Origin of the sequence: Caballeronia arvi, assembly GCF_001544695.2 — a bacterium.
Taxonomy (GTDB): domain Bacteria; phylum Pseudomonadota; class Gammaproteobacteria; order Burkholderiales; family Burkholderiaceae; genus Caballeronia; species Caballeronia arvi.
Map to the genome: position 1 here is coordinate 14,925 of NZ_FCOM02000076.1, position 12,647 is coordinate 27,571.

The window sequence follows — 12,647 nt, forward strand, 5'->3', positions numbered from 1 at the left end:
TCGCTCGTGTGCTATGCAAAATGGAATTCCATATGAAAACATCCACTGTGCTTATCGTCCCCGGTCTGCGTGACCAGGTTGCAGAGCATTGGCAGACGCTGCTGGCCGAGCGGCTAGCCGAGGCTCGCACGGTGCCGCCGATGGGCCGCGAGAATCTCGATTGCTCCCGTCGCGTCGCGGCGATCGAGCAGGCCGTGGCAGAGATCGACGGCCCTGTTCTGCTGGTCGCCCACAGCGGTGGCTGCATCATGCTCGCTCACTGGGCTCTAACAACCGCGCATGCGGCACGCATCAAAGGTGCGCTGCTAGCATGTCCGCCTGACTTTGAACGCCCCATGCCGGATGGTTATCCGACCCTGGCATCGATCGAGAACAGCGGATGGCTTCCGGTGCCGCGCCAACCGCTTCCGTTCCCCAGCCTGGTGGCTACCAGCCAGGACGATCCTCTGAGTGAGCTTTCAAGGGTGCTCGAGCTCGCGCAAGCGTGGGGAAGTGACACGGTGGACGTGGGGAACGTCGGGCACTTGAATCCGGCGTCCGGCTTCGGTCCCTGGCCGATGGCCGAGCAGTTGATCGCACGGCTAGGTGCGACGCCCTAGTCCCCCGCCCCCTCCCGTCGACCGTTGACGTAGCGATGGGAGCAGCGAATCTGCAAGCAGCAGGAAGCCGCGCATCGTCACGACAGAGACAAGAGCAATAGACCGCCGAAGCTGACCTGAGAGACCGGCGAAGGTAACGAGAATCAGCCGCGCATGTCCAGGCGGCCAATAGCGCCCGCCAAAGAGCGCGACGCAAAGGAGACGACCGATGTTGACCACCCATGTCGAGCCCGCTGCGGGCGGAATTGCGACGACTGAGACGAACGTACGCGCCTATGCGTGGGTCGTGTTCGCCTTGACCGTCGGCCTGCTGCTTTCCGACTATATGTCGCGGCAGGTGTTGAATGCAGTGTTTCCACTGCTCAAGGCCACGTGGAACCTTTCCGACACACGTCTGGGCTCGCTTAGCAGTGTGGTCGCGCTGATGGTCGGCGTGCTCACGTTCCCGCTGTCGGTTCTTGCCGACCGCTGGGGCCGTGTGAAAAGTATCGTCCTGATGGCGTCGATGTGGAGTCTCGCGACGTTGGCCTGCGCCATCGCGACGAACTACGGCGAAATGCTGATCGCGCGCGCCTTCGTCGGCATTGGTGAAGCCGCTTATGGAAGTGTCGGCATCGCGGTTGTCTTGAGCATCTTTCCTGCGCGGCTGCGCTCCACGCTCACCGGCACGTTCATGGCGGGAGGGGCGTTTGGCTCAGTGCTGGGCATGGCGCTTGGCGGTGCGGTTGCCGCTCATATGGGCTGGCGCGCGGCGTTCGGCGCAATGGCGGCCATGGGGATCGTGCTGGTCATCACCTACCGGTTTGTCATCAGCGAAAAGCGCCTTGCGCCGCTCCAGCCGGCAAGCATGCGAAGGCAAGAGCACGGGCTCAACGTGCGCATGAGTTTTCACGCGCTGATGAAGGGGCTCTTTTCGACGAGGTCGATCGTGTGTGCCTATGTCGGCAGCGGCATCCACCTGCTGGTCCCGGCCGCCGTCTGGGCGTGGATGCCGAGCTTTCTGAACCGCTACTACGGCATGACCGCCGGCAACGCCGCAGTGTGCGCGGCAGTGTTTGTGCTGGTGACGGGCCTGGGCATGGTGGTGTGCGGAAATCTGGCCGACCGGCTAAGCAGGAATGCACGCGAAAGGAAATGGGGCGCTGCGATCGTCTTCTGCCTGGCAAGCTTCACGTTGCTCGCGCTTGGTTTCCGCATGCCGGCCGGTACGGTGCAACTCGTTTTGATCGGCGTCGGCATGTTCTTCAGTGCAGGCGCGAGCGGCCCCTCGGGCGCGATGGTGGCCAATCTCACTCCGCCGTCGATTCATTCGTCCGCGTTTGCCACCCTGACGCTGGCGAACAATCTGCTCGGTCTGGCACCCGCTGCCATTCTGACGGGCATTGTCGCCGACCGGATCGGGCTGCTTGGCGCGTTGCAACTCGTTCCGTTTGCACCCCTCATCGCCGCAGTCGCATTTTTTATCGGCAAGCGGAACTACGGCGGGGATCTGGACCGCCTGAACGCCCTGCGCGAGCAAGCCGCACGCTGATGGATTCTCACCGCGCAACGGCACCGTTCGCTTGCTCACGACGAGACAACGCCAGTTTGCCAATGCATGAACCTGACCCAAGGCGGCCCGCTGTGACCGACGCATCAGGTACGGGCCCCGCGCGGGACGCCTGCGTGACTGACTTCAGCGGCGTGCTGCTGGCAACCGGAGTAGATCCTTGGCATGCAACACCACGTCTTCGTGCGGCGGGCCTTCATCACGGTGTGCTTGATATAGCAGTTTCAGATTGACATCGCGTCTGGGGTAGGAAAAGCCGTTCGGCCGCAGGCGAAATCTATTTTGCAGTTTGAGTAACGGATAGGAGATTGAAGATGGCGAAAGCAGTGCGCTTCCATGAAACCGGTGGTCCCGAAGTCTTGCGCTACGAGGACGTTGAAGTGGGCGAACCGGGTCCCGGAAAGGTCCTCCTACGCCATGAGGCTGTGGGTCTGAATTTCGCCGACACCTACTTCCGTAGCGGTCTCTACCCGGTCCCGCTGCCTGCTGGCATGGGCGTAGAGGCCGCAGGCGTGGTCGAAGCTGTCGGTCCAGATGTGACAAACGTCGCCGTCGGCGACCGCGTGACCTACACCGGCTTTATCAACACGCTCGGCGCCTACAGCACCGAACGCCTGATTCCGGCCGCGCCGCTCATCAAGCTGCCTGATGCGATCTCCTGCGAAACGGCTGCCGGTATGACAATGCGAGGCCTGACCTCCTCCTATCTGATGCGCCGCATTTGCGACTTCAAGGCGGGCGATACCATCCTGCTGCATGCGGCCGCCGGCGGTGTCGGCCTGATCGTGTCGCAATGGGCGAAGCTGCTCGGTCTCACCGTGATCGGCACGGTTTCGTCCGAGGCCAAGGGCGAGGTGGCCCGCGCGCATGGCTGCGACCACATCATCTATTACAGCCGGGAAGACGTCGCGAAACGCGTGCGCGAACTGACCGGTGGCGTCGGCGTGAATGTCGTGTTCGACAGCGTCGGCAAGGATACCTTCGAAGGGTCGCTCGATTCGCTCAAGCGCCGCGGCCTGATGGTCTGCGTCGGCACCGCTTCCGGTCCGATTCCGCCCTTCAATCCGCAGACTCTCGCGATGAAGGGCTCGCTCTACCTGACCCGGCCGGCGCTGGCGGACTATATCGCCGACCCCGCCGAGAAGAACGAACTCGCCGGTGAAATCTTCGGGCATATCGCCGCGGGCCACATCAAGATCGAACTGAACCAGCGTTACGCGCTTGAGGATGCGGCGCAAGCGCACCGGGACCTCGAATCGCGCAAGACGACCGGCTCCTCGGTCTTCGTCATCTGAGGAGACGCCATGCAAGTCGAACAACTAACCTGCTCGATCGGCGCCGAACTGATCGGCGTGAATCTGGCCGATGCCATCAGCGATGACGGTCTGTTTGCCGAGATTCGGTCGGCGCTGCTGAAGCATCGCGTGGTGTTTCTGCGCGACCAGGACATCACGCGCGCCGAGCATGTGGCCTTCGCGCGCCGCTTTGGCGAACTGGAAGATCATCCCGTCGCGGGCAGCGACCCGGACCATCCCGGTCTCGTGCGTATCTACAAGACCCCGGACCAGCCGAACGACCGGTACGAAAACGCATGGCACGCGGATGCCACCTGGCGCGAAGCGCCGCAGTTCGGCGCGGTCCTGCGCTGCGTGGAATGTCCGCCCGTCGGGGGCGACACGATGTGGGCGAATATGGCTCTCGCCTACGAGAATCTGCCAGACCACATCAAGACCCAGATTACAGACCTGCGTGGCCGACACAGCATCGAGGCGAGCTTCGGCGCCGTGATGCCGATTGAGAAGCGACTTGCGCTGAAGACGCAATATCCGGACGCGGAGCACCCCGTCGTGCGAACGCACCCGGAGACAGGCGAGAAGGTGTTATTCGTGAGCGCATTCACCACCCATTTCACGAACTATCACACGCCGGCACGGGTGCGCTTCGGGCAGGACGCCAACCCGGGCGCGGGCGAGTTGCTGCGCTATCTCATCACCCAGGCCTACATCCCCGAGTACCAGGTGCGCTGGCGGTGGAAGCCGAACAGCATCGCGATCTGGGACAACCGCAGTACGCAGCACTACGCGGTGATGGACTACGCGCCGTGCCATCGGAAGATGGAGCGAGCCGGGATCATCGGCGACAAGCCGTACTAACTCGAACGATTCAGCATCGTGACTCTCAATACAGAACCAACCGTACTCATCGTGCCAGGCCTGCGTGACCATGCGGCCGAACACTGGCAGACTCTGCCGCAGGCTCGCCTTCCCAAGGGTCGGACACCTGAACCCGGCGGGCCGGCTACGGCGAGTGGTCGCAGGGAGAGACCTCGGATCCGTGAGCTCCTGTGACATGGACGGCGCAACCGAACAGGTTATTGAAGTCGATAAAAGCGCGTCACTGACGGTCGATGTTCACTTCGATTTCGTCTGCCCGTGGTGCCTGATTGGCAAGCGTAATCTCGATGCCGCAATTCGTCGCCTCGGCAGCTTGCGCCCGGACGTCAGCGTCGAGGTGCGGTGCCACCCGCATCAGTTGTTGCCCGATATCCCCGCCGGTGGCGTCCCTTATCAGGCGTTCTATGTGAACCGCCTCGGAAGTGCAAAGGCCGTTGATGCACGGCGCGCACAGTTCAGGAGGCCGCTCGCGCGGCGGGCGTGCAACTGGCGTTCGACAGGATCGAAGTGATGCCCAACACACGGGCAGCGCACGACCTCGTTTCCTGGGCCGCTGAGACAGGCACGGGATGTAGGACTGCATCCCTGATCGATCGGCTACTCACCGGCTATTTCCTGGACGGCGAAGACATTGGCAACCCGGACGCTCTCGAGCGGATTGGTCTTGCGTGCGGTCTTGACTCGGCGGGCCTTGCAGAACATCTGGCGGTCTCGCGGCGCGACGACAACATGGCGATTCGTCGTTCGTTGCAGGCTAAGGGCGTAAGGGCGTAAGGGGCGTGCCTCATTTTGTGATCGATTCGGCGTTGTCGCTGGCCGGTGCATGTTGGCCCGGCGCAGTCCTTGATGCCATGTTGCGCTCGACGGACGACTCGGAGAACAGCTAGTGTCACGCCGGATATCGGTCCGGTCGCCCGATGAACACTACCTGTCGGCCTGACCCGCCGACGTCGCATCAACGCAGTTTTTATCGACAAAAACAATACTAACGTCGGGCCCGCCCGGCATCCAAAATTGGAGGAGACGCAATGAAATTAAAGCTGAGCAGTACTGCGGTGCTGGTGTTGTTCGCCACCGCCGCCCATGCCCAATCGTCAGTCACGCTCTACGGCGTACTCGACACTGGACTGCTGTATCAAAGCACGTCGGCGGCAACGTTCCGGCCGAATGCGCCCAACCTGGGGCACGTCTATCAGCTCAAGGACGGCGGCATCTATGCCAGCTACTGGGGCCTGAAGGGAGGCGAAGACATCGGTGGTGGCTACAAGATCAACTTCAAGCTGCAGGGCTCATTCAACACCGCGACCGGCAAGTTTGGACTGGCCGACACGCCGGGTACGACCGCGATGTTCAACCAGTTCGCGACAGTCGGGGCATCTGGCCCGTTCGGCACGTTCGATGCCGGGCGGCAGATCATCCCGATGATCTACGCGATGTCGGAAACCGATGTCCGCGGCGCACAGTATTTCGGCAGTATCCTGACTGCGTGGCTGGGCGTGAATCAGGCGGCCGGCTGGCCCGGCACCAGCACGAACGCGCCGATCGGTGCCCTGTATGACAGCAACGCGCTGGTCTACAATTCGCCGAAATTCTATGGTGCCTCGCTCGCGTTGGAGTACGCGCCGGGCGGCGTTGCCGGCCAGTTCCAAGGCGGCACGCGCGAGTCGGCCGTGCTCAAGTATTCGAACTACGGTCTGAATCTGGCCGCCGTGTATTACAACGGACACGACACCAATCCGTTCCCGCTGACCTACCCGACGACGCCGGCAGTGCCCGCGACAGGACTGGCCAACAACCGCTTCTACTATCTCGGCGCGATGTACACGATCAGCGGGTTCTCGATATCCGCCTCGTACGGCATCGGCAAAAATCCGGCGAATACCAACACCGCGGACTTCGAAATGGTATCGGGTGGCCTGGGCTACCAGTTCAATCCGCGCTTCAAAATCACTTCCGGCTACTACTACCTGAAGGACCGGAACAATTCGGCGAATCACTCGAGCGAAGTTGCAGTGGGTGCCGAATACAACCTGTCCCAGAGGACCAAGGCGTACGCGCAAGTCGGGTATGTCGACAACAAGGGGACCATGAACCAGACGATCATCTATGGGGCTCCCGTCGCGCCGGGCAAGTCGACCACGGCGGCGATGGCCGGCATCCGCCATACCTTCTGATTCCGTCACCCTCTTCAACCGGAGCAACCCATGAAGCACATAAGAATACTCGAGCTGGCAGTCGCCACATTGATCGTTGCGACTTCCATGAACGCATGGTCGCAGACCAGCGAAACGCCCGGTGCACCTGCCAGTGCGCCGGGCGCATCGGCGATGACGGCCTCGGGCACAGTGGCACCCGCCACGGGAAGGAAAGCGAATCGTGCCCTGCGCAGGAAGGTTTATGCCGCGATCGGGAAGCAGAAGGAGATCAGCGCCGGAGATATCAGTGTCATCGCAAAAGACGGCGCGGTGACACTGAATGGCTCAGTCACGGACGCTTCCCAGATCGACAAGGTTGCGGACATCGCCAGGGGTGTTTCAGGGGTTACGTCTGTGACCAACAAGCTGACCGTGCGGAAACCGTTTGGCGGGATGTAAGCGGCCGTCGCCGACGCGAGTGCAACGGGCTCGGAAGTCGGAAATCCTGCCGACGTCAACGCTCCGGGTCGGCTTTCCGATCTTGAGCCCTCGCGACCCCTTCGTTTTTCGCGGCATCAGTATCTTGTCATGCCCGAATGAAAATGTGAAAACGGCTGGACAATTGTTTTGCAATTTTCTTTTGGACTTACACGTCAGTGGCGGGATGCGCACTCGTCAGAACCAGCGGAATGACCAGGCATCGGCTTAGGCTCAGAGTCAGAACGCAATGGCCGCTTACCGATTGCGAAGTCGCCGTTCGAATGCGGCCCGCAAATCGAAGCCATCCAGGCGCTCGCGCCTTTAAGGTCGAGACGCATTGCATTAATGCCACGCATCGGTGACGGCAGATGTTGACATGGCGCGGCAGTGAAAGACTGAGTAAGAGCCAATCGTAAGCTACGCCGCGCGCAGACAAAATACCTGAAACACCTGAGGCGTACGCCGCGCCGCAGTGTCACGCTGCCGATTGCATGTTGTTGCTGGCTCCGAATTTCTCGTAGCAGAGTCGGTGATGGTGGTGGACGCGCTCGCTCGCGAGCCACGTCTTGATCGCTTCAACCATAGGAGGCGGTCCGCACACGTACATATCGAACGGGTTCGCTTCGAGGAACGCGCGGTCGAAATGCTCGGGGACCAGTCCTATTTTGCCGTGCCACTCCTGGGCGGGATTCATCACGACAATTTCGCAGGCAAAGTCGGCGATGCGCTCCTCGTAGGACTTCAGCCGGTCGAGTTCGCAAAGGTCGCGTGCGTTCGTCACGCCGTAATAGAGACGCACTGGCTTGCCACAGTCGCCCTTGTGCGCGAGATCATCGAGCATGCCTAATAACGCAGACAAGCCCGTGCCGCCCGCCACCATCACGACTGCCCGCTCCACCTCGCGCAGATAGAACGTGCCGAGCGGCGCCTCAAACTCGATCGTCTGACCCGGCCGGCAACGCTCACGCATATACGTGCTCATTGCACCGTCCGGCAGAAGACGAATCAAGAACTGCAATTGATTGCTGTCATTAGGCCGGTTGGCAAACGAATATGAACGCCAGGCATCCGCGTCAGGCACGCGCAGGCGAGCATACTGCCCCGGCAGGAAATCAAGTCTTCGCGGATGGGCGCTGGCGTCCAGATGCAGGATCGCCGTCGTTTCGGAAATCTGCTTCACGGCCGTGACCTTCCCCGTGATCGGCGTCGTGCTACCAGCACTGCACAGGCTCGAATCGAAGTCGAAATAAAACGATGCATCGGATTGCACGCGCGTTTGGCAGGACAAGATCTTGCGTGCGGCGAGATCGTCGGCGGACAGTGTTTCTTCGTCGACATAGTCCTGCGTGTAACTGCCCGATTCACAGCGACCCCGGCAGGTTCCACAGACGCCCTCGCGGCAATCGAGTGGAATGTTCACGCCATTGCGCAGTGCGGCGTCGAGCAAAAGCTCGCTCGTGCGGACATCAAAGAACACAGTCTTGCCGTCGGCAAAGCTGAAGGCGACCTTGTGGCTCATGTCGTGGTACTCCCGCTCACAGATGGTAGAAATCAAGCACTGCATTGATCGTGTCGTTCAGCAGCAGCACATGTTTGCGTGCGATCTTCCAGGAGGCGCCAGCGGGGCGTAATTGATACGTGACGTGACCAAAGAAGTGTTCGCCAATACCGCGCCGCGCATAGAAAGTGGCCCAGTTGGCCTTCACCTCCAGTTCGCCGCGTTCGCGCTCCGCGATGCGTACGTTGGTGATCTGATGCAGCGTGCGCGGCAGCGGCGTCGATGCCGCCGACTTGCCCGTGCGCAGGCGGAACACGCGATCATCGAGACCAGTGCGGTTCGCGTAGTAGATAAGTGACATGCCGCGTTTCGGGTCAGTCGTATACACGTGCTCGGAGTCCCACTGAGGCACGTGAAATTCGCTATTCTCATCGAAGAGGTCGAGGTACTCTTCCCAATTCTGCGCGTCACAAAGCTCGGCCTTGCGATAGAGAAACTGCTCGACCGATTGTTGCAGGGTGTGCGTGACTGACACGGTTCAAGCCTCCTTCTTTCTGTTCAATTGCTGTGCAAGACCATTCTTGAGGAACGTCTGCCACGCGCCGTGCTGGTTGACGTAAAGACCCTCGTGGGTAAACTCCGTACCGCACAGCGCAGGCGCGATGCCGAGCAGGCGCGTGTTCGCCGTTTCACCCGTCACCCACTTGTGATGACCGCGCGAGATGTCGCTCCAGCGCTCGAGGCGCGCCTGGAAGCCGCGCTGCTGCTCGCGGAACTCCACCAGATCGTCCGGCGTACCCATGCCCGAAACGTTGAAGAAGTCTTCGAACTGCCGAATGCGGCTTTCACGGTCCTGATCCGATTCCCCCTTGACGCCGATGCATTGGCTAGTGACTTCAGTCTTGTTCCAGGCTACCGGACGCACGATGCGCAACTGCGAGCTGATCTGGTCCATGAAAAAGAGACTGGGATAGATGTTCAGATTGCGCAGACGATGCATCATCCACTCGGCCTTCTGCTGGCCGTGCTCTTCGACGAGGCGCGGCATGACACTCGCGTAGCCGGGACGCACGCTGGGATTCGGCATGTCGCTGAACAGGACGCTGTGGCCATTCCGGAACGCGAACCAGCCGTCGTCGGTCTCGGCGTCGCCCGCACCGAGCTTGCTGTAATCAAGCGTGCGGTTCGTCGCTCCACCGGCCTGTGCATTCGCCTCCTGGCGGCGCTTCACGGTGGCGACGTAGTTGTAGTGCACCGTGCTCACGTGATAACCGTCGAGGCCGTTCTCGTTCTGCAGCTTCCAGTTGCCTTCGTATGTGTAGGTGGACTTGCCCGGCAGCACTTCGAGCTCGCCCGTCGGCGATTGCGCCACCATCATGTCGAAGAAAATGCGCGCGTCGCCAAGATAGTCCTCGAGCGTGTTGGTCGCGTCAACGTCGAGGCTGATGAACACAAAGCCCTTGTAACTCGCAATGCGTGCTTTTTTGAGGCCGCGTGTGGACTTGTCGAAGTCCTCGCAATACTCGCCGGGCGCCTTGACCTTGACGAGCCGCCCATCGCTCTTGTAGCACCACGCATGGAACGGGCACGTGAAAGTCGACTGATTGCCTTTATCCACTCGCGTGAGCGTCGCGCCACGGTGCTGGCACGCGTTGATCATTGCATTGAGCTGACCGTTGCCGTCGCGCGAAATGATCATGGGCTGCCGCCCTGCACGCATCGTCATGAAGTCGTTCGGTTTGGGAATCTCGCTCTCGTGGCAGGCGTAGATCCAGTTTTTCTCGAAGATGAACTCCATCTCGAGGTCGAACAGTTGCGGCTCCGTGAAGATCTCTCGAGCGATGCGATAGACGCCCTCTGTCGCACGGAAGTCAAGGCATCCGCCGATGAAATCTTGCCACTGCGACGTAGTTTTTTCCGCGCTCACGATGGGTTCTCCTCCTGCCATTAAACGGTCTCGCGACCAAGTCTCCGATGAGGTGGATTGAATACCCGATGCAGCGGCTGCGCTATCCACCTGGTCGCCGTTTTCTATCCATTTTTTTCGGCGGTGCGCCGCGCGGGGCAATGCGACGGCCAACCCCGACCCGCCCACGAGCGTTCGGCGGGCCAGACCAACAAATAACGGATAGGGAGTGACGAGTAGACGGATAGCGCACGCGCGGGCTCAAGTATTTAATCCTGTGGACGCCCCTGAACGCCCGCCGGTGAACTGCGCATCGAAGTCGATCGCGTAGGCACCGGTGGATGGCTGCCGGGTCCACGAACTTCATCAGTTTCTGCCATGAGCTCAACGACTATCGAACGCATCGAAACCTGCTTGCTCGACCTGCCAACAATCCGCCCGCACAAGCTGTCGGTCGGTACGATGCACGGACAAACATTGTTGCTGGTGAAGGTGTACTGCAGCGATGGCGTTGTCGGTATCGGTGAAGGCGCGACGATCGCCGGCATGGCCTACGGTCCGGAAAGCCCCGAGTCGATGAAGCTCGCGATCGACAACTACTGCGCTCCGGCCATGATCGGGCGGGACCCCACCGGCATTCAATCGCTGATGACGTACGTCGGCAAGCTGGTTAAAGGCAATCACTTCGCGAAGAGCGCGCTCGAAACAGCGTTGTTAGATGCGCAAGGCAAGCGCCTCGGCGTGCCGGTGAGCGACTTGCTTGGCGGTCGACGTCGTGAACGTCTGCCCGTCGCGTGGACGCTGGCTTCGGGCGACACGGCCAAAGACATCGCCGAGGCCGAGAAGATGCTCGAAGCGCGACGGCACAACGTCTTCAAGCTGAAGATCGGTGCGAAAGAGCTTGAGGCTGACATTCGGCATGTCGCCGAAATCAAGCGGGCGGTCGGAGACCGCGCGGCCGTGCGCGTGGATGTCAACATGGCCTGGAGTGAGATGCAGGCAACGCGCGCCATTCCAGCTTTGGCCGACGCCGGCTGCGAACTGATCGAACAGCCGGTGGCTTCACCAGCGGCGCTGGCGCGCCTGAGGGGCCGCTTCCCGGTTGCATTAATGGCCGACGAAATCCTTCAGGGTCCGCAAAGCGCGTTCGAGATCGCAAAGAACCATGGCGCGGACGTGTTCGCGATCAAAATCGAACAAAGTGGCGGGTTGTTTGCTGCGCAGCGCGTGGCCGCGATTGCCGATGCAGCGGGTATCGAGCTCTATGGCGGCACGATGCTCGAAGGGGCGTTCAGCACGATAGCATCGGCGCATCTATTCGCCAGCTTCGCGAACCTGCAGTGGGGTACGGAATTATTCGGGCCACTATTGATCGTCGAAGAGATCTTGACGCATTCGTTGGACTACAGCAATTTCGAACTGACTGTGCCGAATGGCCCGGGTCTGGGCATCGAACTGGACGAAGTCAGGGTCAAGCGCTTCACCCGCGATGGGCTCGTAAGAATCACCCGATAATTCCGGAGCAACAAAGGATATTGACGATGCTTTTCCACGTAAAAATGGATGTGAATCTGCCGGCCGACATGCCCGCGGATGTCGCCGGTGAGATCAAGGCTCGCGAGAAGGCGTATTCACAGTCGCTGCAGCGCAGCCGCAAGTGGCGCCATATCTGGCGCCTCGCAGGCGAGTACGCCAATTACAGCATCTTCGATGTTGAAAGCAATGCCGAACTGAACGACATCCTGACGGGTTTGCCGCTCTTCCCGTATATGAAGATTTCGGTGACGCCGTTGTGTCGTCATCCGTCGTCGATTCGTGACGACGACGTTTGAGCTCGAGAGAACTGTTCTTTCGAGGGCGAGCGCGTCCCGAATCGTATTTTCCCCGAGAACCATGTGGAGACAGTAATCATGAGCGTCAAAGTATTCGATACCCAAGAAGTGCAGGCCCTGCTGAAGGCCGCCGTGAATCTCGACAGCAAGGACGGCAACGGACGTTTCAAGCAGATTCTCCAGCGCCTGCTCGGCGATTTATTCAAGGCTATCGACGATCTTGACATCACGCCTGATGAAGTCTGGGCCGGCGTCACCTATCTGAACAAGCTTGGCCAGGACGGAGAAGCGGCGCTGCTGGCCGCTGGTCTCGGTCTCGAGAAGTATCTCGACATTCGCATGGACGCCGCGGACAAGGCGATCGGCATCGACGGCGGTACGCCCCGAACCATTGAAGTGTAGTGGACTAGACTAAATCTGACAGTGGTCGGTTTTCTCGTGCGGGCGCGCGTTGACGCGGAGGGCGTTTAGCCC

At 60.7% G+C, this 12,647-nt stretch carries 13 protein-coding genes and 2 pseudogenes; 12 read left to right on the plus strand and 3 right to left on the minus strand.

The genetic code is table 11. The annotated features are described in order from the left end of the window. Positions 1–20: 20 nt before the first annotated feature. The 9 genes and pseudogenes from AWB74_RS39000 (at position 21) to AWB74_RS39035 (ending at position 6,916) form a co-directional block, all read left to right on the plus strand. Entirely contained in the window at positions 21–599 is a 579-nt protein-coding gene (locus tag AWB74_RS39000; protein ID WP_061151930.1) for an RBBP9/YdeN family alpha/beta hydrolase, read from the plus strand. Positions 600–807: 208 nt separating this feature from the next. Further along, positions 808–2,130: an MFS transporter gene (locus tag AWB74_RS39005; RefSeq protein WP_061151918.1), complete on the plus strand. Its 1,323-nt coding sequence runs from the start codon at positions 808–810 to the stop codon at positions 2,128–2,130. A gap of 332 nt (positions 2,131–2,462) precedes the next feature. Continuing rightward, the gene (locus AWB74_RS39010) at positions 2,463–3,443 is read left to right on the plus strand and encodes a quinone oxidoreductase family protein (RefSeq protein ID WP_061151919.1); all 981 of its coding nucleotides are present in this window, start codon (positions 2,463–2,465) and stop codon (positions 3,441–3,443) included. Between the two features lie 9 nt (positions 3,444–3,452). Continuing rightward, positions 3,453–4,301 carry a TauD/TfdA dioxygenase family protein gene (locus tag AWB74_RS39015; protein WP_061151920.1) on the plus strand — a complete coding sequence of 283 codons (849 nt, stop codon included), beginning with the start codon at positions 3,453–3,455 and terminating at the stop codon, positions 4,299–4,301. 18 nt (positions 4,302–4,319) lie between these two features. Further along, a pseudogene (locus tag AWB74_RS47765) lies at positions 4,320–4,436 on the plus strand (alpha/beta hydrolase); the annotation flags it as partial. A gap of 61 nt (positions 4,437–4,497) precedes the next feature. Beyond that, positions 4,498–4,833: a DsbA family protein gene (locus AWB74_RS48300; protein WP_061151921.1), complete on the plus strand. Its 336-nt coding sequence runs from the start codon at positions 4,498–4,500 to the stop codon at positions 4,831–4,833. Next, the gene (locus tag AWB74_RS48305; protein ID WP_061151922.1) at positions 4,833–5,096 is read left to right on the plus strand and encodes a thioredoxin domain-containing protein; all 264 of its coding nucleotides are present in this window, start codon (positions 4,833–4,835) and stop codon (positions 5,094–5,096) included. The genes AWB74_RS48300 and AWB74_RS48305 overlap by 1 nt, the downstream gene beginning before the upstream one ends. Before the next feature lie 254 nt (positions 5,097–5,350). Further along, positions 5,351–6,496, plus strand: coding sequence for a porin (locus AWB74_RS39030; RefSeq protein ID WP_061151923.1), 1,146 nt, complete (start codon positions 5,351–5,353; stop codon positions 6,494–6,496). A gap of 30 nt (positions 6,497–6,526) precedes the next feature. Next, entirely contained in the window at positions 6,527–6,916 is a 390-nt protein-coding gene (locus AWB74_RS39035) for a BON domain-containing protein (RefSeq protein ID WP_061151924.1), read from the plus strand. Positions 6,917–7,412: 496 nt separating this feature from the next. Here AWB74_RS39035 and antC read toward each other — a convergent pair whose 3' ends face one another. Genes antC through antA form a run of 3 tightly spaced genes read right to left on the minus strand, consistent with a single transcriptional unit; the run spans position 7,413 to position 10,383 of the window. Continuing rightward, positions 7,413–8,456 carry an anthranilate 1,2-dioxygenase electron transfer component AntC gene (antC, locus tag AWB74_RS39040; RefSeq protein WP_061151925.1) on the minus strand — a complete coding sequence of 348 codons (1,044 nt, stop codon included), beginning with the start codon at positions 8,454–8,456 and terminating at the stop codon, positions 7,413–7,415. A gap of 16 nt (positions 8,457–8,472) precedes the next feature. After that, positions 8,473–8,970, minus strand: coding sequence for an anthranilate 1,2-dioxygenase small subunit (antB, locus tag AWB74_RS39045; RefSeq protein WP_061151926.1), 498 nt, complete (start codon positions 8,968–8,970; stop codon positions 8,473–8,475). A gap of 3 nt (positions 8,971–8,973) precedes the next feature. Then, entirely contained in the window at positions 8,974–10,383 is a 1,410-nt protein-coding gene (gene antA / locus AWB74_RS39050; protein ID WP_407642531.1) for an anthranilate 1,2-dioxygenase large subunit, read from the minus strand. A 336-nt stretch (positions 10,384–10,719) separates the two neighbouring features. Between antA and AWB74_RS39055 the strand changes: the two genes are divergently transcribed. The 3 genes and pseudogenes from AWB74_RS39055 to AWB74_RS39065 all read left to right on the plus strand — a co-directional run. After that, on the plus strand, positions 10,720–11,856 hold the full coding sequence (locus AWB74_RS39055; RefSeq protein ID WP_061151927.1) for a muconate/chloromuconate family cycloisomerase: 1,137 nt from the start codon (positions 10,720–10,722) through the stop codon (positions 11,854–11,856). Between the two features lie 26 nt (positions 11,857–11,882). Next, positions 11,883–12,173 (plus strand): muconolactone Delta-isomerase, encoded by a 291-nt coding sequence (catC, locus tag AWB74_RS39060; RefSeq protein WP_061151928.1) that lies wholly within the window; start codon positions 11,883–11,885, stop codon positions 12,171–12,173. Positions 12,174–12,251: 78 nt separating this feature from the next. Continuing rightward, positions 12,252–12,569 (plus strand): annotated as a pseudogene (locus tag AWB74_RS39065) (dioxygenase); the annotation flags it as partial. Positions 12,570–12,647 lie beyond the last annotated feature (78 nt).

Excerpts from the sequence above, each read along its gene's own strand:
- AWB74_RS39000 (WP_061151930.1), top strand. The coding sequence starts at position 21 with ATGGAATTCCATATGAAAACATCCACTGTGCTTATCGTCCCCGGTCTG.
- AWB74_RS39005 (WP_061151918.1), top strand. The coding sequence starts at position 808 with ATGTTGACCACCCATGTCGAGCCCGCTGCGGGCGGAATTGCGACGACT.
- AWB74_RS39010 (WP_061151919.1), top strand. The coding sequence starts at position 2,463 with ATGGCGAAAGCAGTGCGCTTCCATGAAACCGGTGGTCCCGAAGTCTTG.
- AWB74_RS39015 (WP_061151920.1), top strand. The coding sequence starts at position 3,453 with ATGCAAGTCGAACAACTAACCTGCTCGATCGGCGCCGAACTGATCGGC.
- AWB74_RS48300 (WP_061151921.1), top strand. The coding sequence starts at position 4,498 with ATGGACGGCGCAACCGAACAGGTTATTGAAGTCGATAAAAGCGCGTCA.
- AWB74_RS48305 (WP_061151922.1), top strand. The coding sequence starts at position 4,833 with ATGCCCAACACACGGGCAGCGCACGACCTCGTTTCCTGGGCCGCTGAG.
- AWB74_RS39030 (WP_061151923.1), top strand. The coding sequence starts at position 5,351 with ATGAAATTAAAGCTGAGCAGTACTGCGGTGCTGGTGTTGTTCGCCACC.
- AWB74_RS39035 (WP_061151924.1), top strand. The coding sequence starts at position 6,527 with ATGAAGCACATAAGAATACTCGAGCTGGCAGTCGCCACATTGATCGTT.
- antC (WP_061151925.1), bottom strand. The coding sequence starts at position 8,456 with ATGAGCCACAAGGTCGCCTTCAGCTTTGCCGACGGCAAGACTGTGTTC.
- antA (WP_407642531.1), bottom strand. The coding sequence starts at position 10,383 with ATGGCAGGAGGAGAACCCATCGTGAGCGCGGAAAAAACTACGTCGCAG.
- AWB74_RS39055 (WP_061151927.1), top strand. The coding sequence starts at position 10,720 with ATGAGCTCAACGACTATCGAACGCATCGAAACCTGCTTGCTCGACCTG.
- catC (WP_061151928.1), top strand. The coding sequence starts at position 11,883 with ATGCTTTTCCACGTAAAAATGGATGTGAATCTGCCGGCCGACATGCCC.